The organism is Plantactinospora siamensis (assembly GCF_042434095.1).
Lineage (GTDB): Bacteria > Actinomycetota > Actinomycetes > Mycobacteriales > Micromonosporaceae > KBS50.
Window position 1 is genome coordinate 12670 of record NZ_JBHLUE010000021.1, and the last position, 17746, is coordinate 30415.

Below are 17746 nucleotides of genomic sequence, written 5' to 3' on the forward strand. Positions count from 1 at the left end.
TGTCGATGTGCGGAGCAACCAAGGCCTCGGGCTGTGAGTTGACTGTGCGTGTCGGTCGCCAAACGGGGCGTACCGGAATTTGCGGAACGTTGCCGCTCATCGGGCGAACCACGCGCACAGCCGCGGCCGGTTGATCAGCGCCGCCCACGCCGACCGGCAAGGCTACGACGGCGGGTGGCCGAGCACCGCCATGACACCGGGGTTGGCCATGGCGCCGTACATCCGGGCCAGTTCGGCCGGGCCGTGCGGGAAGCCGGCGCCGACCCACCAGGTCAGGACGCCCAGCAGGCCCGAGGCGTAGAACTCGGCCACGACCTCGACCGGGATCGTCGCCCCGGCGGCGGCGAGGTGCGGCGCCAGGTGCGGGCGGAGCGCGTCGCCGATCAGCGCGTGCAGGTGCCGGGGCACGACCGTGCCGCCGCCGCGGCCGCACAGGGCGCGGTAGATCCGCCGGTGCCGGTACGCGTGCGCGAACACCACGATCGACGGCTGGGCGGGGTCCGGGGGGCCGCCGTGCGGGCTCAGCTCGTCGAGTTCCCGCCGCAGCTCCGCGCGCAGGTCGTCGAAGCAGGACAGCAGGAGGTCCTCCTTGTCCCGGAAGTGGGCGTAAAAGGTGGATCGGCCGATGTCGGCGCGGTCCAGCAGGTCCTGCACGGTGATGGCCTCGTAGCCGCGCTGCAGGATCAGCTCGGTCAGCGCCTCCGCGAGGCTGGCGCGGGTGCGCCGCACCCGCCGGTCGGCCACCTTCGGCATGCCGTGCCCCCTTCCCGGCGAACAATCGCCGCCGCCCTGTCCGGTACCGCACAGAACCGGGAGGTTGTCCGTTGACCCGGCCCACCCCGGCGACTCAATAATCGAACACAGTGTACGGAAACTGACACCGTGTCCGACAGGAGCAGGAGGCATCGATGCGACACGCACACGCCCACATGTACGGGCTCACCGGCCGCCCCGACCGGTACGAGCAGATCGCCCGGCGGCCCGGTCGCGGCCTGTACGGCCGGATCGTCGCGGACGTCGCCGCGGCGGACCTGCCGCCCGGGGCCCGGATCCTCGACGTCGGCACCGGGCCGGGCACGGTGCCGCTCGCGCTCGCCGCGGCGCTGCCGCAGGTCACCCTCGACGGCCTCGACCTGGCGCCGACGATGGTCGAGCACGCCGCCGCGGCGGCCCGGGCGGCCGGACTCACCGAGCGGGTACGGTTCGTCGCGGCCGACGGCGGCGACATGCCGTTCCCGGACGACGCCTTCGACCTGGTGGTGTCCTCGCTCAGCCTGCACCACTGGGCCGACGCGCCCGCCGTGGTCGGCGAGATCGGGCGGGTGCTGCGGCCCGGCGGCGTGGCCTGGATCTACGACGTCCGGCCGATCCTCGGCCGCGCCGAGCGCGCCGCGCGACGGCGCTGGCCGGCCGCGGCCGTGCACCGGGCGCCGGTCCGGACCGGCCGGCTGCCGGTGCGGCTGTTCGGCCGGTGCACGATCCGCCGGCCGGAATGAGGTCTCGCCGGCAACCGGGACGACCCCGGGGTGACGGTCGGGTCAGCGGGCCGGCGGGGTGAGCAGGTAGTCGTCGGCCTCCGGGCTCCACTCCAGCCGGACCGCGCCACCGGTCGCCGCCGCCTTGCAGAACTGCAGGAAGGTGCGGTAACCCAGCTTCTTCTCGCTGAAGTCCGGGCGGGCGCGCCGGAGCTGGTTCTTCAGCCCGGACAGCGCCACCGCGCCGTCCCGCTCGGCGTGGTCGGCCACCACCGACCGCAACAGGCCGAACGCCATCTCCCGGTCGCCGTGCTCCGGCAGCGACACCTCGGGATCGCCCTTTGCGGGACCCTCGGCCAGCTCGACCACCGTGTTGCCGGCGAGGTGGCGCAGCAGCTCGCCGAAGGTGCGGAACCCGTAGTCGGACTCGGTGAAGGTGGGGTCCTTGCGCAGCAGGGTGCGCTTCAGGGTGGAGGCGGTCACCGCGCCACCCGAGCTGCCCTGCAGCCCGGCCACGGTCTGCGCCACCAGCACGGCGAGGCTGTCGACGTCCCGCGCCGGCTCCTCGGGCGCTGGGGCCTCCTCGACCTCGACCCGCTGCGGCTCTCGGGCGGGCGCCCGCTCCGGCCGGCTTCGCTTGGCCCGGGGTGGCGGGACCTCCACGCCCTCCAGCCGGTCGTAGTAGAGGAACTCGTCGCAGGCCGGCGGCAGCAGCGCCGAGGTCGACTTCTCCACGCCGACGCCGATGACCTGCTTGTTGAGCTCCCGCAGCTTGTAGACCAGCGGGGTGAAGTCGCTGTCGCCGGTGCAGATGACGAACGTGGAGATGTAGTCGCGCTCGAACGCCAGCTCGACCGCGTCGACGGCCATCTTGATGTCCGCGGCGTTCTTGCGGGTGGCGCCCATCCGCTGCGGGATCTCGATCAGCTCGATGTGCGAGCGGGTGAGCATCCGGCGGTCCTCGTCGAAGTACGACCAGTCGGCGTACGCCCGGCGGACCACCACCCGGCCGCGCTCGGCCAGGGCGTCGGCGATGGGCCGGAAGTCGAAGGTCATGCCGCCGAGGTTGTCCCGGGCGCCCAGCGCGAGGTTCTCGTAGTCGAGGAACAGGGCGATCCGGTCTTCTTGCTCCATGCGGGCAGCCTACGGCTCGGGCCGGGCGAGTTCCCACACGACATGGAAGCCGGACTCCCCCGGCGCCTCGGGGTCACGCTCCACGAGGCCGACCTCGGTGAAGCCGGCCTTGGCGGCCACCCGACCGGACGCGGAGTTGGCGGCGTCGTGCCGGATGCCCGCCCGATCGATGCCCGGGGTGGCGAGCGCCACCCGGGCCAGCGCGCCCGCCAGCGCGGTGGCGTAGCCCCGGCCGGCGTGGTCGCTGTGGATCCAGTAGCCGATCTCGAGGATCCCGGGGCCCATCCGGGTCATCAGCCCGCAGGATCCGACCAGCTCGCCGACCGCGGTGAAGACGGCGTACTGGAAGGCCGTGCCCTCGTCCCACGCGTCGTCGGACACCTCGATGAACAGCCGGGCGGTGTCGAGGTCGTACGCCTCGTTCGCCCACGGCATCCACGGGGCCAGCTCCGGCAGGGACGCCCGGACGGTGCCGGCCAGCTCCTCGGCCCACGCCAGCTCCCAGCGCTTGAGCACGATGTCACCGGCGTTGATCATTTCGGGCATGTCCACCCGCCGATCTTCGTACCGACCCCGCCCGGCCGGCAAATCGATTCGCGGACCGCGTCCGTGATCCGCCGGTTCGCGGTCGGCCCCGACCGGCGTTCCTGCCGCGGCTGACGGAACCGCTGCCGGAGCGCTGTCGACCGGATGAGCGGCGGGTGGGCAAGGCCGCCGGCGGGCACTCGACGGCTGTTCAGCGGGCGGCGACGTCGACCAGGATCTCCGACAGCTCGGCCGGCGCGTCCCGCATCAGGTTGTGACCGGCGGCCAGTGGGTGCGTCGTCCAGCCGGGGTCCGTGCTCAGCCTCCGGTAGATGGGCGTGAACGGGGACTGGTCGGCCCAACCCGCGGCGTACACGTAGTCCCGGCGGCGGACGTGCCCAAGGTCGCCGGTGAGCCGCAGCGGCTGGAGCACCGAGGCGATCGGGTGCGGCGTCGCCCGGGCGTCGAAGAACGGCAGGGGCCGGGAGGCGCATCCGGTCTCGTCCACGTCGGCGTACCACGCCCGTTCCTGGTCGGACACCAGGGACCAGCAGGAGTCCCCGTCGTCGGGCACCACGGCGTCCAGATAGACCAGGGCGTCGACCCGGTCCGGCGCCCGGTCGGCGGCGCCGGTGATCACCATCCCGCCGTAACTGTGTCCGACCAGCACCGTGTCCCGCAGATCTTCGCCGTCGAGGACGGCAAGGACGTCCTGGATGTGCGTGTCGAGATTCACCGTGCCGTGCAGCAGGTGGCGGCGCTCGCTGACGCCGGTCAACGTCAGCGGGTGGACGGTGTGTCCGAGGCCGCGCAGTCGTCGGGTGAGGTCTGCGAAGCACCATCCGCCGTGGCACATGCCGGGGACGAGGACGAAGGTTGTCATGGTCATGCTCCATTGGTCTGGGGTGCGTGTTGGTGATCCGGCGCGGCGGGCCGCCCGACGAGGGCGATCACGGCGCCGGCGGTACACAGAACCGCGGTCCACGCCAGGGTGGCCGCGGTGGAGGTACGGTCGGCGACCAGGCCGGCGAGCCACGGACCGGCGGTCTGACCGGCGGCGAACACCGTGGTGAGGGCCGCGAGGGTGGCGCTCCAGTCGGCGGCCGGGACATGCGCCCTCATCACGGCGGTGACGGCCGCCGGCACGCCCATGAACGTCGCTCCGTACGCCAGGGCGGAGAGCAGGACGACCGGCCAGGCGGACGAGACCAGGACCAGGGCCGAGCCCCCGCCGAGCGCGGCGAGCAGGGCGCCCAGGGCCCGGCCGCCGGGCCAGGTGGCGATCGGGCGGCTCCATACGGCGGGCGCCACCGCGACGGCGACGCCGAGCACCGTCCAGGTGAGCACCACCTGCCCGACGGGGGCGTGCCGGTCGGTCAGGTAGGCGGACAGGAAGGTGATGTAGGTGATGTAGCCGGTGGCGAACAGCAGATAGGCCAGGGCGGTGGTCCAGAGCGGCCGGAGCCGGGCGTGCCCCGCCGCCACCGGCCGGCCGCCGTCGGCGCCGGCCGCGCTCCAACTCAGCACGGTCGCCAGCGCGGCGGCGCCGCCAAGGCCGAGCCAGGCCAGCCGCCAGTGGGCGCCGAGCAGGGGGACCGTCACGCCACCGACCACAATGCCCAGCCCGGCGCCGGCGAAGTACACCGTGATGGGCACGGCCGAGGCGGCGCGCGCGGCGCCGTGGCTCGCGAGCACCCCGCCGGCGATGAACACCAGCGCCCCGGTCGCCCCGGACAGCGCCCGGATCCCCAGCAGCAGTGGGTACTCGCCGCTGACGGCGGTCGCGGCCAGCGACCCGGCCGTCAGCGCCATGCCGACCCGAAACGCGGCGGCCGCGCCGAGCCGGCGGATCAGCCCGGTGGCCAGCAGCGCGCCGAGCAGGTAGCCGACGCCGTTGCCGGCGCTCATCGCGCCCGCGTCGGCCAACGTCCAGTGCAGGTCGTCGCGCATAGCCGGCAGCAGAAGCCCGTACGCGAAGCGGGCGAAGCCGAGCGCCGACGCGGTGCCGAGGGCCAACCGCACGGCCTGCCCCACTCCGGCGCGTCGGGTCGACGTCATCAGCCCTCCTTGAACGAACCGATCGGTACGAACTCGGAGATGTTAGCAGGAGAACGAACCGGCCGGTACCATCCATCTCATGCCAGTTCCGAAGGGCTCCACGATCGACCCGGAACGGACCCGCGCCGGCATCGTCGAGGCGGCAACCCCGCTGTTGTACGAGCGGGGCCTGGACGGCATCGGCGTCGCCGAACTGTGCACCCGGCTCGGCATCTCCAAGGAGACCCTCTACCGCTACTTCGGCAGCAAGGAGGGCCTCATCGAGGCGGTGCTGACGGCCCGCAGCGAGCGGGTGACGAGCTGGATCGCCGAGGCCGCGGCGGCCGCCGGCGACGACCCGCGCGCCCAGCTCACCGCCGTCTTCGACGTACTCCAACGGTGGTACGAGGAGCCGGACTTCCGCGGCTGCGCGCTGCAGAACGCGGCCGCGCAGCACCATGTCGAGGCGGTACGCACGATCACCGCCCGGCACCTGGATCGCCGGCTCGACCTGCTGACCGGCATCGCCGGCCGCGCCGGAGCGGACCATCCGGAGACCCTCGGACGGCAACTTCTCCTGCTGGTGGAGGGCGCGACCCTGGTCGCTGCCCACCACGACCGGGCAGGCGCCGGCGGGCATGCCAAGCTCGCCGCCCTGGCGCTGCTGCCCGCCGCCCGGCCCGGGGGTCGCGCCAGGCGCTGACCGAGAGCCCTTCTCGTGGACCCCGCTCGAAGGGTGCCGGGACGACCGCTGGACCGGTGCGGTCGGGGCTGCGACAATGGATTCACCAGCGGGAATGCGTGGGCGGTGACCCGATGGACGCGTACACCTGGATGACCGGCCTCCTGGACGCGGTTGGCAGCCGGCCCACCGGCGGCCGGGTCCGGCAGTGCCCGGCGCATCCCGACCGGGTCCCGTCGCTGTCGGTGCGGCCCGGCCCGGACGGCGGGGTGTGGCTCAAGTGCTTCGCCGGCTGCGGCACGGCCGAGATCCTCGCGGCGCTGCGCTGCTCGCGGACCCGGCTGGCCGCGCCGCCGCCGGTCCGACCCGACGTGTACGTGCGGATGGTCGGCCTGCGCCTGACGTTCCCACCCGCGGTGGTCCGCCGGGGCCATCCGGCCGGCCGCGGTTTCCACCTGGCGGCCGTGCACGACTACGGGCCGGCCGTGCTGGAGCGCTGGCGGTCCGGCGCGGATCGGGAGTTGCGCTGGGAGACGGTCACCCCGAGCGGGGCAAGAATCCCCGGCCTGATCGGGGTGACGCTGGCCGACCTGCCGCTCTACCGGGAGGCCGAGGTGCGGATGGCGGTGGCCGCCGGGGAGCCGGTGCTGCTGGTCGAGTCGGAGTCCAGCGTGGACGCGCTGGCCGGCTGGTACGCCACCACCTGGGCCGGCGGCGCACCGGCGGTGAACCTCGATCGGCTCGCCCGGGTGTTGGGGCGGTACCCGTACACGGTGGTGATCCCGGACCACGACGCGGCCGGGCTGGCCTGCCTGCGTCGGCTGGCCGCGGCCGGGCTCGCCCCGCACGTGCTGCTGCCCGCGGCCGGCGAGGACGCCCGCGACCTGTACGGGCGGCTCGGTCCGCACCGGTTCGCCGACGCCGTCCACGCCGCGGTGCGGCACCGCGCGGCGGCGTGACGTCGATCCCCGAGCGGGTCGCGACGGCGTGTGTAGCGCCGGCGAGGATCGGGAACAAGCCCGGCACGGTTTGACGGGCTTGAATCGGGGGTCGAGATGCTCTGGCTGCTGCTTGTGTTGTCTTTGCTGGTGATTGGTCTGCTCTTCTGGTTGCCGCAGCGCGCCTTCCGAGCCGGCAGGTCGCTGCGGCGCCGGCTCGACGACCGGGACTGACCGCGCGTCGGAGGCGTCGGCACGGAAATAGTGGCTCTGGGCCTTGTCTGCCGCGAATTCGGTAGCAAGGATGGCGGAAGGCATGCGATCACCCCCGCAGATCCCTGCGCCGGCCACCCTCGGAGACGCCATGACCGACCAGCAGCTGCTGCGCAACTTCGTCAACGGCGAGTACGTCGACCCGGTCGACGGCGGGCACGCCGACCTGATCGATCCGTGCACCGGCGAGGTGTTCGCCCGGTCTCCGGTCTCCGGCGCGGCCGACGTGGACGCGGCGCTGACCGCGGCCGCGGCGGCGTTCGAGGGGTGGGGCGCCAGCACACCGGCCGACCGGCAGCGCGCGCTGTTGAAGCTGGCCGACGCCGTGGAGGCCCGGGCCGCCGAGCTGGTCGACGCCGAGGTCCGCAACACCGGCAAGCCGCGGGGGCTGACCGCCGACGAGGAGCTGCCGCCGTGCGTGGACCAGCTGCGGTTCTTCGCCGGCGCGGCACGGCTGCTGGAGGGCAGGTCGGCCGGCGAGTACCTGGCCGGCCACACCTCGTACGTCCGGCGCGAGCCGATCGGGGTGTGCGCCCAGGTGACCCCGTGGAACTACCCGCTGATGATGGCGGTCTGGAAGATCGCGCCGGCGCTGGCCGCCGGGAACACGGTGGTGCTCAAGCCGTCGGACACCACTCCCCTGTCGACGCTGCTGCTTGCCGAGATCGCCGCCGAGTTCCTGCCGCCCGGGGTGTTCAACGTGGTCTGCGGGGACCGGGACACCGGCCGGGCGCTGGTGGCGCACCCCACCCCGCGGCTCGTCTCGATCACCGGCTCGGCCCGGGCCGGGATGGAGGTCGCCGCGGCGGCGGCCGTCGACCTCAAGCGGGCGCACCTGGAGCTGGGCGGCAAGGCGCCGGTGCTGCTGTTCGACGATGCGGACGTGGCGGCGGCCGCCGAGGCCATCGCGGTGGGCGGATACTTCAACGCCGGTCAGGACTGCACGGCCGCCACCCGGGTGCTGGCCGGGCCGCGGGTGCACGACGACTTTGTGGCGGCGCTGGCCGAGCAGGCCCGGGGCACCCGGACCGGGCCGCCGGACGACCCGGACGTGCTCTACGGCCCGCTCAACAACGCCAACCAGCTGGCCCGGGTCGCCGGGTTCCTGGACCGGTTGCCCGACCATGCCGACGTGCGGGCCGGCGGGGGCCGGCTCGGCGAGCGCGGCTACTTCCACTCCCCCACCGTGGTGTCCGGGGTACGCCAGCAGGACGAGATCAGCCAGGACGAGGTGTTCGGGCCGGTGATCACCGTGCAGCGGTTCACCGACGAGGACGAGGCGGTCAGGTGGGCCAACGGCGTCCGGTACGGCCTGGCCTCGTCGGTGTGGACCCGGGACCACGGCCGCGCGATGCGGATGACCCGCCGGCTCGATTTCGGCTGCGTCTGGGTGAACACCCACATCCCGCTGGTCGCCGAGATGCCGCACGGCGGGTTCAAGCATTCCGGGTACGGCAAGGACCTCTCGGTCTACAGCCTGGAGGACTACACCCGGGTCAAGCACGTCATGCACGCGATCGAGGTGTGAGGCGTGTCCGGGTCCTCGGCGGAATTGCACCGCCGGCGTACCACCGCGGTCGCCCGCGGGGTGGGCAGCGTCGTCCCGGCGTATGTGGCGCGCGCCGGCGGCGGCACCCTGGTCGACGTGGACGGCCGGGAGTGGCTCGACTTCGCGGCCGGCATCGCCGTGACCAGCGTCGGCAACTCCGCGCCCCGGGTGGTGGCCGCCGTCCGCGACCAGGTGGAGCGGTTCACGCACACCTGCTTCATGGTGGCGCCGTACGAGTCGTACGTGGCGGTCTGCGAGCGGCTCAACGCGCTGGTCCCGGGCGCCGGGGAGCGGCGCTCGGCGCTGTTCAACTCCGGCGCCGAGGCGGTGGAGAACGCCGTCAAGATCGCTCGGCACGCCACCGGCCGGCCCGCCGTGGTGGTCTTCGAGCACGCCTACCACGGCCGGACCAACCTCACGATGGCGTTGACCGCCAAGAACATGCCGTACAAGCACCGGTTCGGGCCGTTCGCCGGCGAGATCTACCGGGCGCCCATGTCGTACCCGCTGCGCGACGGCGGTTTGTCCGGGGCGGCGGCCGCGGCGCGGGCCATCGACGTGATCGACAAGCAGGTGGGCGCCGAGAACGTGGCCGCGCTGCTGATCGAGCCGATCCAGGGCGAGGGCGGGTTCGTCGTACCGGCGGAGGGTTTCCTGCCGGCGTTGCGCGAGTGGACCGCGGCGGCCGGGGCGGTGTTCGTGGCCGACGAGATCCAGACCGGCTTCTGCCGCACCGGCGACTGGTTTGCCGTGCAGCGCGAGGGCGTCGTGCCGGACCTGGTCACGCTGGCCAAGGGGATGGCCGGCGGGCTGCCGCTGGCGGCCGTGACCGGGCGGGCCGACCTGATGGACGCGGTCCACCCGGGCGGCCTGGGCGGCACGTACGGCGGCAACCCGATCGCCTGCGCCGCGTCGCTCGCGGCGATCGAGACCATGCGCGAGCTGGACCTCTGCGCGGCCGCCCGGCGCATCGAGGCCACCATGCTGCCCCGGCTGCGCGGGCTGGCCGAGCGGGACGCGCGGATCGCCGAGGTGCGCGGTCGGGGCGCCATGCTGGCGGTGGAGCTGGTCCGGCCGGGGACGCTCGAGCCGGATCCGGTGGCCACCGCCACGGTGGCGGCCGCCTGCCACCGGGCCGGCCTGCTCGTGCTGACCTGCGGCACGTACGGCAACGTGCTGCGCTTCCTACCCCCGCTGGTGATCAGCGACGACGAGCTCGCCCGCGCCCTCGACATCCTCGACTCCGCCTTCGCCTGACAGTGCCTCCTGCCCGGCGGCACCCGGCGGCGTCCGGCAGGTCAGCGCTCCTGGATGTGCCAGGGGGTGCCGTAGGCGGTGAGCAGGTCGAGGAAGGGGCGGGGCGGGAAGGCCTCCGGGCCGAGCACGCCGGCGCCGGACCAGGCGCCGGTGGCCAGCAGCTCCAGCGCCACGACCGGGTTGACGGCGGTCTGCCAGACCACGGCCTGGTGGCCGTACTCGGTCATCGACCACTCGTTGTCGACCACGTGGTAGAGGTAGACCGACCGCGGCCGACCGTCCATGCCGGTGCCGGTGACCCAGGTGCCGGCGCAGGTCTTGCCGCGCATCCGCTCGCCCAGGGTGGCCGGGTCGGGCAGGCAGGCGGCCACCACGTCCCGCGGCGACACGGCCACCGCGCCGACCCGGACCGGCTCGGTGCGGTCCAGGCCCAGCTTGTGCAGGGTGCGCAGCACCTCGATGAACTCGCCACCCAGACCGTACTTGAAGCTGACCCGGCGGGCCGGCACCCAGCGCGGGATGAGCAGCACCTCTTCGTGCTCGACGTGCACGCACTCCACCGGCCCGATGCCGGCGGGAAAGTCGAACACCTCCGGCTCGGCGAACGGCTCGGTGGTGTGCCAGCCCCGCTCCGCGGTCCAGATGACCGGCGGGTTCAGGCACTCCTCGATGGTGGTCCAGATGGAGAACGACGGCGCGAAGTCGTAGCCGTCGACGGTGAGGTTGGCGCCGTCGCGTACCCCGATCTCGTCGATGGTGGCGAACAGCTCGTCGGCGGCGTACCGGGCGAAGACGTCGGAGAGGCCGGGCTCCACGCCCATGCCGACCAGCGCCAGCCGGCCGGCCGCCGACCAGGCGTCGGCGGCGGCGAACTGCTCGTCGCCGAGCTTCACCCCGCAGTCGGTGTACGGCCGCTCCGGGTGCGGCCGGGACAGCGACATGGCCATGTCGAGGTAGTCGGCGCCGGCCGCGAACGCGCCGTCGAAGATCGGCATCACGAAGCGCGGGTCGACCGCGTTCAGCACGTGGCTGATCCGGTGCGCGCGGCACAGCTCGGTGACGGCCCGGGCGGACGACGCGTCCACGGTGGCCGCGATGAAGCGGCCGGCATCCGTCGGGCCGGCGGGCCGGCCGGCATCCGCGGTCCCGGCGGACCGGCCGGCGTCCCCGGCGGACCGGCCGGCGTCCCCGGCGGGCCGGCCGGCATCCGCGGTCCCGGCGGGCCGGCCGGCGTTCGCCGCGGCCACGGCCCGGGCTGCCCGGGCCGGGTCGTGGTCGGCCACCACGCAGGCCTCGAAGAAGTCGCGCCGGGCCGCGATGGCCACGGCCGCCGAGCCGACGCCACCGGCGCCGAGGATCAGGATGCGCATGCGGGGCGCCCTTCGCAGAGAAGGCGGATCAGGGGGTACGACCGGGCCGCCCGGCGGGTGCCACACGGCCTGGCTGAGGGGCCGAGCCGGCCCGGGGCCGAGGGGCCGAGCCGGCCCGGGGCCGAGGGGCCGAACCGGCCCGGCGGCGGGCGGCCGAGCCGGCGCGGCGCCGCTGAGCGCCCGAGCCGGCCAGCACGGCCAGCACGGCGACCGCGAACATCGCGGTGCCGATCACGTTGACCTGTGGCGGGATGCCGCGCTGCGCGGCGCCCCAGACGAACATCGGGAACGTGACGGTGGTGCCGGAGTTGAAGTTGGTGATGATGAAGTCGTCGAACGACAGCGAGAAGGCCAGCAGGGCCGCGGCCACGATCCCGGGCAGCACCAGGGGCAGGGTGATGCGCCGGAACGTCTGCCACGGCGTGGCGTACAGGTCCATGGCCGCCTCCTCGAGCCGGCGGTCCATCCCGGCGAGCCGGGCCTTGACGGTGACCACCACGAACGACAGGCAGAACATGACGTGCGCGATGAACACCGTCCAGAACCCCAGCGGCACGCCGGCGGCCACGAAGAGGGTGAGCAGGGAGGAGCCCATCACCAGCTCGGGGGTGGCCATCGGCAGGAAGATCAGCAGATTGATCCCGGACCGGCCGCGGAACCGGTGGCGGGCCAGGGCGAACGCCATCAGCGTGCCGAGCACCGTTGCCACCACGGTGGCCAGCACGGCGATCTGCACGCTGCGCAGCAGCGCGTCGCACATCCCCGGGCTGCCGCACGGGTTGCGCCAGTTGTCCAGGGTGAACTCGTGGAAGTCGTACGACAGCCGGCTGGAGGGCCGGTTGAGCGACAGCGCAGCCACCACAGCGATCGGCAGGAAGAGGTAGCCGAGCACCAGCGCGGCCAGGGCCAGCACCCAGTGCGCGGCCAGCCACCGGCGCATCACAGCACCTCCTCGGTGCCGGACCGGCGCAGGTAACCGAAGACGATCACCAGGATGACCGCCATCAGCAGGAACGACAGCGCCGCGGCCCGCGGGTAGTCCAGCCGGACCAGGAACGCCGAGTCGATGACGTTGCCGATCATGTACTGGTTCGGCGTGCCCAGCAGCTTGGCGTTGATGTAGTCGCCGGCCGCCGGGATGAACGTGAGCAGCGTGCCGGCCACCACGCCGGGCATGGACAGCGGCAGGGTCACCGACACGAAGGTCCGGGTGGGGCCGGCGTACAGGTCGCGGGCCGCCTCCAGCAGCCGCCGGTCCAGCCGTTCCAGGCTCGCGTACAGCGGCAACACCATGAACGGCAGGAAGTTGTAGGTGAGGCCGAGGACCACGGCCGTGGCCGTGGCCATCAGCCGGCCGTGCGGGCCCAGCAGGTGTACGTCGCGCAGCACGGCCACCAGCCAGCCGTTGTCGGACAGGATGGTCTGCCAGGCCAGCGTCCGGACCAGGAAGCTGGTGAACATGGGCGCGATCACGCAGACCAGCAGCAGGTTCTTCCACCGGCCGGCGCGCTGGGCGATCGCGTACGCGAGCGGGTAGCCGAGCAGCAGCGCCAGCACGGTGGCGATGCCGGCGTAGCCGAACGAGCGGAGGAACTGCGGCCAGTACGCCCCGAGCGCGTCCGGGTAGTTGCCGAAGGCCCAGCTCAGCGCGTATCCGGTGGCCAGCGAGCCGGCCGGGTCGTACAGGCTGGTGGCGCCGAGCTGCACGGCCGGCACGGCGAAGAACAGCAGCAGCCACGCCGCGCCGGGCAGGAGCAGCAGGTACGGCAGCGGCCGGCGCCGGGTCCGCCGGCTGCCCGGCGCGGCGGGCGGGTCCGCCGGCCGGGTCGACGGCCCGGCCAGCAGGGTCATGGCCGGACCCCGCTCACGACGCCACCGCGGCCTCGTCGAGCAGCGGGCCGGTCCGGTCCCCGTCGCCCGGCTCGCGGGCCAGCAGAAACGCGTGCTCCGGTCGCCATCCGACGGTCACTGCCGCGCCCACCGGCAGCCGCGCGGCGGTGCCGCTGTTGGCCGCGAACGCCGCCAGCTCGGTGCCCCAGCCGGTGCGGACCAGGTACTGGGTGCTCACGCCGACGTAGGAGACGTCGGAGATCACCCCGGCCACGCCCTGCGTGCCGGCCGGTGACTGCTCCCCCTCGGCGATGAGGTGCAGCTTCTCCGGCCGCACACCGAGGTGCACGGCGCCGCCGGTGGCGCGGGAGCGCGCGGCCGGCACCGAGAACCGCGACCCGTACGCCTCGACGAGCAGGTCGGCGCCGTGCCGGCCGGTGACCTCGCCGGCCAGCAGGTTCGACTGGCCCAGGAAGCTGGCCACGAACGCGGTGGCCGGAAACTCGTACAGCTCGGCCGGGGTGCCGGACTGCTCGATCCGGCCGCCGTTCATCACGGCCACCGTGTCGGCCATCGTCATGGCCTCCTCCTGGTCGTGGGTGACGTGCACGAACGTGAGGCCCACCTCGGTCTGGATGCGCTTGAGCTCGAGCTGCATCTGCCGGCGCAGCTTCAAATCGAGGGCGCCGAGCGGCTCGTCCAGCAGCAGCACCTGCGGGTGGTTGACCAGGGCCCGGGCCAGGGCCACCCGCTGCTGCTGGCCGCCGGACAGCTCCGCCGGGCGGCGCCGGTCGTACCCGTCGAGCTGGACCAGCGCGAGCATCCGGCGGACCTGCTCGGCCACCTCGCGGACCTTGCGGCGGCGCAGGCCGAACGCCACGTTCTCGAAGACGTCCAGGTGCGGGAAGAGCGCGTAGCTCTGGAAGACGGTGTTCACCGGCCGGCGGTACGGCCGCAGCCCGCTGATGTCGCGGTCGCCGAGCAGCACCCGGCCCGCGGTGGGTTCCTCCAGCCCGGCGATCATCCGCAGGGTGGTGGTCTTGCCGCAGCCCGAGGGCCCGAGAAGGGCGAAGAAGCCGCCCTGGCCGACGGTGAGGTCCAGCCGGTCGACCACGGTGGCCGGGCCGAACCGCTTGCTGAGCTCGGCCAGGCGCAGATCGCCGGCGGGCTGGTCGTTCGTCATGGCTAGGCCCCGATCACCTGCTGGAACTTCGACTCGTACTCCCGCTCCTGCTGGTCGGTCAGCGCCATGAAGACCTTCGCCTTCCCGAGCAGGGCGTCGTCCGGGAAGATCAGCGGATTTTTCGCCAGCTCCGGGTCGAGCTTCTCCATCTCGGCCTGCGCGCCCTGAACCGGGCAGATGTAGTTGACGAAGGCGGCCACCTTGGCCGCCACCGCCGGGTCGTAGTAGTAGTTCATCAGCGTCTCGGCGTTGGCCCGGTGGGTGGCCTTGTTGGGCACCAGCATGTTGTCGGAGAAGAGCATGACGCCCGAGTCGGGGGCCACGAACTTCACCTTCGCGTTGTCGTTGGCCAGCTGGATGACGTCGCCGGACCAGGCGATGCAGGCGGCGATGTTGCCCTTGGCCAGGTCCGGGGCGTACTCGTTGCCGGTGAACTTGCGGATCTGTCCACTGTCGACGGCTCGCTTGAGCTTGGCCAGCGCGTCGTCGAACTGGGCGGTGGTGAAGTTGCTCGGGTCGTGCCCGCCGGCCTGCAGCAGCAGACCCATGGTGTCCACCATCTCGGTCAGCCCGGTCACTCGGCCCTTGAGGTCCGGCCGGGTGAGCAGCTCGTCGACGGTGCGGATCTCCTTGGTGACCGCGCCGTTGTAGGCCAGGCCGGCGAGCCCGGACTGCCACGGGACGGCGTACTCGTTCTTTGGGTCGAAGGAACGGCCGCGGAGGCCGGCGAGGACGTGCTGCGCGACGTTGGGCAGCTTCCCCGGGTCCAGTTTCTGGATCCAGCCGAGCCGGATCATCCGGGCGGCCATCCAGTCGGTGAGCACGAAGATGTCCCGCCCGGTGGACTGGCAGGCGGAGAGCTGGTTCTGCACCTTGCCGAAGAACTCGTTGTTGTCGTTGACGTCCTCGGTGTAGGTGACGGTGATCCCGGTCTGCTTCTGGAAGGCGTCCAGGGTGGGGTGCTTCTTGCCGGCGTCGTCGGTGTCCAGGTACTGGATCCAGTTGGAGAAGGTGAGCTTCTTCTCGGTGTCGGAGACGTCCTGGCTGACGCAGCCGGCGGTGGTCTGCTTGGCGGCCTTGGTGCCGCAGCCGGCCAGCGCGCCGCCGCCGGCGGCCAGCGCGGTCGAGGCGAGCGCGCCGTGCAGCAGGGCGCGCCGGGTCAGCGGTCGCCGGGAGGGCGTCAACCGGGTCGTCGGGAGCGCGGAACGGGGGGTGCTGCGCATAACGACGGCTCCTCGGGGAGTTCGAGCCGCTGGGGGGGGCGCCCAGTTGGCCGCGAGTGAGCGGAAACGAACGTGACGCGAATACTGGCATGCGCGAGATCCACCTGACAAGGGATTCCGTTGCCGATCTAGCTCTTCGCCACGAAATACGCGACACTGGGCCCGTCACATCGGGCGAATCCGGGGAGCAGCATGGCGCGGCGGCGACAGGACGAGCAGGGCGAGGCCGCGGCGCCGGCCGGCGGCGCCGTCCGGCGGATCACCGTACGCGAGGGCGCCAACCACGCCCTGCTGGACGACGTGGCCAAGCAGATCATCGAGCAGTTGCAGCAGGACGGCCGGCGACCGTACGCGAGCATCGGCAAGGCGGTCGGACTCTCCGAGGCGGCGGTCCGGCAGCGGGTGCAGCGGCTGCTCGACGCGGGCGTGATGCAGATCGTGGCGGTCACCGATCCGCTGCAGCTCGGCTTCCCCCGGCAGGCGATGATCGGCCTGCGCACCACCGGGGACCTGGAGACGGTCGCCGACAAGTTGGCCGGGCTCGACGAGGTCGACTACGTGGTGATCACGGCCGGCTCGTTCGACCTGCTCACCGAGGTGGTCTGCCGCAACGACGACCACCTGCTGGAGATCCTGCAACGGCTGCGGGCGGTGGAGGGGGTCGCCTCCACCGAGGCGTTCGTCTACCTGAAGCTGCGCAAGCAGACGTACACCTGGGGCACGGCCTGAGCGCAACCGATTTCGTTGCGTGCGTCGCCTTCGGACGCTGAATCGGTCGCACATCGCGGTATCGACCGCCGGTAACCCTTGCGTCGTCGATGCCCGTGTGCGATAACCGTAGGCACAGCGGCCGGGACCCACCCCTGACGACCGGCCCGACGACCCGATGGGGTTCGACATGGCCAACGCCACCGACCACCTCTGGATGCACTTCACCCGGATGGCCAGCTACCGGGACGGGAACGTGCCGACCATCGTGCGGGGCGAGGGCGCGTACGTCTGGGACTCGCGCGGCCGCCGCTACCTGGACGGGCTGGCCGGGTTGTTCGTGGTCAACGCCGGGCACGGCCGGACCGAGCTGGCCGAGGCCGCCGCCAAGCAGGCGGCCGAGCTGGCCTACTTCCCGCTCTGGTCGTACGCCCACCCGACCGCCGTCGAGCTGGCCGAGCGGATCGTGGCGCTGACCCCCGCCGGCCTGAACCGGGTCTTCTTCACCACCGGCGGGTCGGAGGCGGTGGAGTCGGCCTGGAAGCTGGCCCGGGCGTACTTCAAGCGGGTCGGCAAGCCCACCAAGTACAAGGTGGTCAGCCGCTACATCGCCTACCACGGCACCTCGATGGGCGCGCTGGCCATCACCGGCCTGCCGGCCATCAAGACCGACTTCGAGCCGCTGGTGCCGGGCGGGGTCAAGGTGCCGAACACCAACTTCTACCGGGCCCCGGAGCACGGCGACGACCCGGCAGCGTTCGGCCGGTGGGCCGCCGACGAGATCCGCCGAGCCATCGAGCGGGAGGGCCCGGAGACCGTTGCGGCCGTCGTGCTGGAACCGGTGCAGAACTCGGGCGGCTGCTTCCCGCCGCCGCCCGGCTACTTCGAGCGGGTCCGGCAGATCTGCGACGAGTACGACGTCCTGCTGGTCTCGGACGAGGTGATCTGCTCCTGGGGCCGGCTCGGCACGTACTTCGGCGCCGACCGCTACGGCTACCGGCCGGACATCATCACCACGGCCAAGGGCATCACCTCCGGCTACGCGCCGCTCGGCGCCATGATCGCGGACGACCGGCTGATCGAGCCGTTCCTCGGCGGCACCGAGATGTTCGCCCACGGCATCACCTTCGGCGGGCATCCGGTGTCCTGCGCCGTGGCGCTGGCCAACCTCGACCTCTTCGCCCGGGAGGACCTCGTCGGGCACGTCCGGGAGCACGAGGCGGCGTTCCGGTCCACCCTGGAGCGGCTCACCGACCTGCCGATCGTCGGCGACGTGCGGGGCGACGGCTACTTCTACGGCATCGAGCTGGTCAAGGACAAGACGACCCGGCTGACCTTCGACGACGCCGAGTCCGAACGGCTGTTGCGGGGCTTCCTGTCCGGCGCGCTGTTCGACGCGGGCCTGTACTGCCGCGCCGACGACCGCGGCGACCCGGTGGTGCAGCTCGCCCCGCCGCTGGTCGCCGACCAGCGGCAGTTCGACGAGATCGAGCAGATCCTGCGGGCCGTCCTCACCGAGGCGTGGCAGCAGGTCTGACGGCTGCGCGGCGGCGACGGCGTCG

At 72.9% G+C, this 17746-nt stretch carries 17 protein-coding genes; 7 read left to right on the forward strand and 10 right to left on the reverse strand.

Annotated elements, in window-relative coordinates:
- Positions 1-162: 162 nt before the first annotated feature.
- Complete coding sequence (locus tag ACFFHU_RS24795) at positions 163-753, reverse strand: TetR/AcrR family transcriptional regulator (RefSeq protein WP_377342643.1); 591 nt, start codon at positions 751-753, stop codon at positions 163-165.
- Positions 754-908: 155 nt separating this feature from the next.
- Here ACFFHU_RS24795 and ACFFHU_RS24800 point away from each other — a divergent pair, with 155 nt between their 5' ends.
- Positions 909-1496 carry a class I SAM-dependent methyltransferase gene (locus ACFFHU_RS24800; RefSeq protein WP_377342644.1) on the forward strand — a complete coding sequence of 196 codons (588 nt, stop codon included), beginning with the start codon at positions 909-911 and terminating at the stop codon, positions 1494-1496.
- Positions 1497-1538: 42 nt separating this feature from the next.
- Here the strand turns inward: ACFFHU_RS24800 and ACFFHU_RS24805 are convergent, their stop codons facing one another.
- The 4 genes from ACFFHU_RS24805 to ACFFHU_RS24820 form a co-directional block, all read right to left on the reverse strand.
- The gene (locus ACFFHU_RS24805) at positions 1539-2609 is read right to left on the reverse strand and encodes an NYN domain-containing protein (protein ID WP_377342646.1); all 1071 of its coding nucleotides are present in this window, start codon (positions 2607-2609) and stop codon (positions 1539-1541) included.
- Between the two features lie 9 nt (positions 2610-2618).
- Complete coding sequence (locus tag ACFFHU_RS24810) at positions 2619-3155, reverse strand: GNAT family N-acetyltransferase (protein WP_377342695.1); 537 nt, start codon at positions 3153-3155, stop codon at positions 2619-2621.
- A gap of 190 nt (positions 3156-3345) precedes the next feature.
- Entirely contained in the window at positions 3346-4023 is a 678-nt protein-coding gene (locus ACFFHU_RS24815) for an alpha/beta fold hydrolase (protein WP_377342647.1), read from the reverse strand.
- Complete coding sequence (locus ACFFHU_RS24820) at positions 4020-5192, reverse strand: YbfB/YjiJ family MFS transporter (protein WP_377342648.1); 1173 nt, start codon at positions 5190-5192, stop codon at positions 4020-4022. The genes ACFFHU_RS24815 and ACFFHU_RS24820 overlap by 4 nt, the downstream gene beginning before the upstream one ends.
- Positions 5193-5271: 79 nt before the next feature.
- On the opposite strand from ACFFHU_RS24820, the gene ACFFHU_RS24825 reads away from it, so the two are divergent.
- From ACFFHU_RS24825 to gabT, 4 genes are all read left to right on the forward strand, one after another.
- The gene (locus ACFFHU_RS24825) at positions 5272-5874 is read left to right on the forward strand and encodes a TetR/AcrR family transcriptional regulator (protein ID WP_377342649.1); all 603 of its coding nucleotides are present in this window, start codon (positions 5272-5274) and stop codon (positions 5872-5874) included.
- A gap of 113 nt (positions 5875-5987) precedes the next feature.
- Positions 5988-6812: a hypothetical protein gene (locus tag ACFFHU_RS24830; RefSeq protein ID WP_377342650.1), complete on the forward strand. Its 825-nt coding sequence runs from the start codon at positions 5988-5990 to the stop codon at positions 6810-6812.
- 343 nt (positions 6813-7155) lie between these two features.
- The gene (locus ACFFHU_RS24835) at positions 7156-8592 is read left to right on the forward strand and encodes a gamma-aminobutyraldehyde dehydrogenase (RefSeq protein WP_377342696.1); all 1437 of its coding nucleotides are present in this window, start codon (positions 7156-7158) and stop codon (positions 8590-8592) included.
- A 3-nt stretch (positions 8593-8595) separates the two neighbouring features.
- Positions 8596-9870 carry a 4-aminobutyrate--2-oxoglutarate transaminase gene (gabT, locus tag ACFFHU_RS24840; RefSeq protein WP_377342651.1) on the forward strand — a complete coding sequence of 425 codons (1275 nt, stop codon included), beginning with the start codon at positions 8596-8598 and terminating at the stop codon, positions 9868-9870.
- A 41-nt stretch (positions 9871-9911) separates the two neighbouring features.
- Here gabT and ACFFHU_RS24845 read toward each other — a convergent pair whose 3' ends face one another.
- From ACFFHU_RS24845 to ACFFHU_RS24865, 5 genes are read right to left on the reverse strand one after another with little or no spacing between them, the layout of a single operon-like run.
- The gene (locus tag ACFFHU_RS24845; protein ID WP_377342652.1) at positions 9912-11240 is read right to left on the reverse strand and encodes a saccharopine dehydrogenase family protein; all 1329 of its coding nucleotides are present in this window, start codon (positions 11238-11240) and stop codon (positions 9912-9914) included.
- A 28-nt stretch (positions 11241-11268) separates the two neighbouring features.
- Entirely contained in the window at positions 11269-12180 is a 912-nt protein-coding gene (locus ACFFHU_RS24850) for an ABC transporter permease (protein WP_377342653.1), read from the reverse strand.
- Positions 12180-13091, reverse strand: coding sequence for an ABC transporter permease (locus ACFFHU_RS24855; RefSeq protein WP_377342654.1), 912 nt, complete (start codon positions 13089-13091; stop codon positions 12180-12182). The genes ACFFHU_RS24850 and ACFFHU_RS24855 overlap by 1 nt, the downstream gene beginning before the upstream one ends.
- 13 nt (positions 13092-13104) lie before the next feature.
- Positions 13105-14253 carry an ABC transporter ATP-binding protein gene (locus ACFFHU_RS24860; RefSeq protein ID WP_377342655.1) on the reverse strand — a complete coding sequence of 383 codons (1149 nt, stop codon included), beginning with the start codon at positions 14251-14253 and terminating at the stop codon, positions 13105-13107.
- A gap of 2 nt (positions 14254-14255) precedes the next feature.
- Complete coding sequence (locus ACFFHU_RS24865; RefSeq protein WP_377342656.1) at positions 14256-15476, reverse strand: polyamine ABC transporter substrate-binding protein; 1221 nt, start codon at positions 15474-15476, stop codon at positions 14256-14258.
- A gap of 192 nt (positions 15477-15668) precedes the next feature.
- On the opposite strand from ACFFHU_RS24865, the gene ACFFHU_RS24870 reads away from it, so the two are divergent.
- Complete coding sequence (locus ACFFHU_RS24870; protein WP_377342657.1) at positions 15669-16205, forward strand: Lrp/AsnC family transcriptional regulator; 537 nt, start codon at positions 15669-15671, stop codon at positions 16203-16205.
- Positions 16206-16374: 169 nt separating this feature from the next.
- Positions 16375-17721, forward strand: a complete 1347-nt coding sequence (locus ACFFHU_RS24875; protein WP_377342658.1) for an aspartate aminotransferase family protein — start codon at positions 16375-16377, stop codon at positions 17719-17721.
- The last annotated feature ends 25 nt before the right edge of the window (positions 17722-17746 follow it).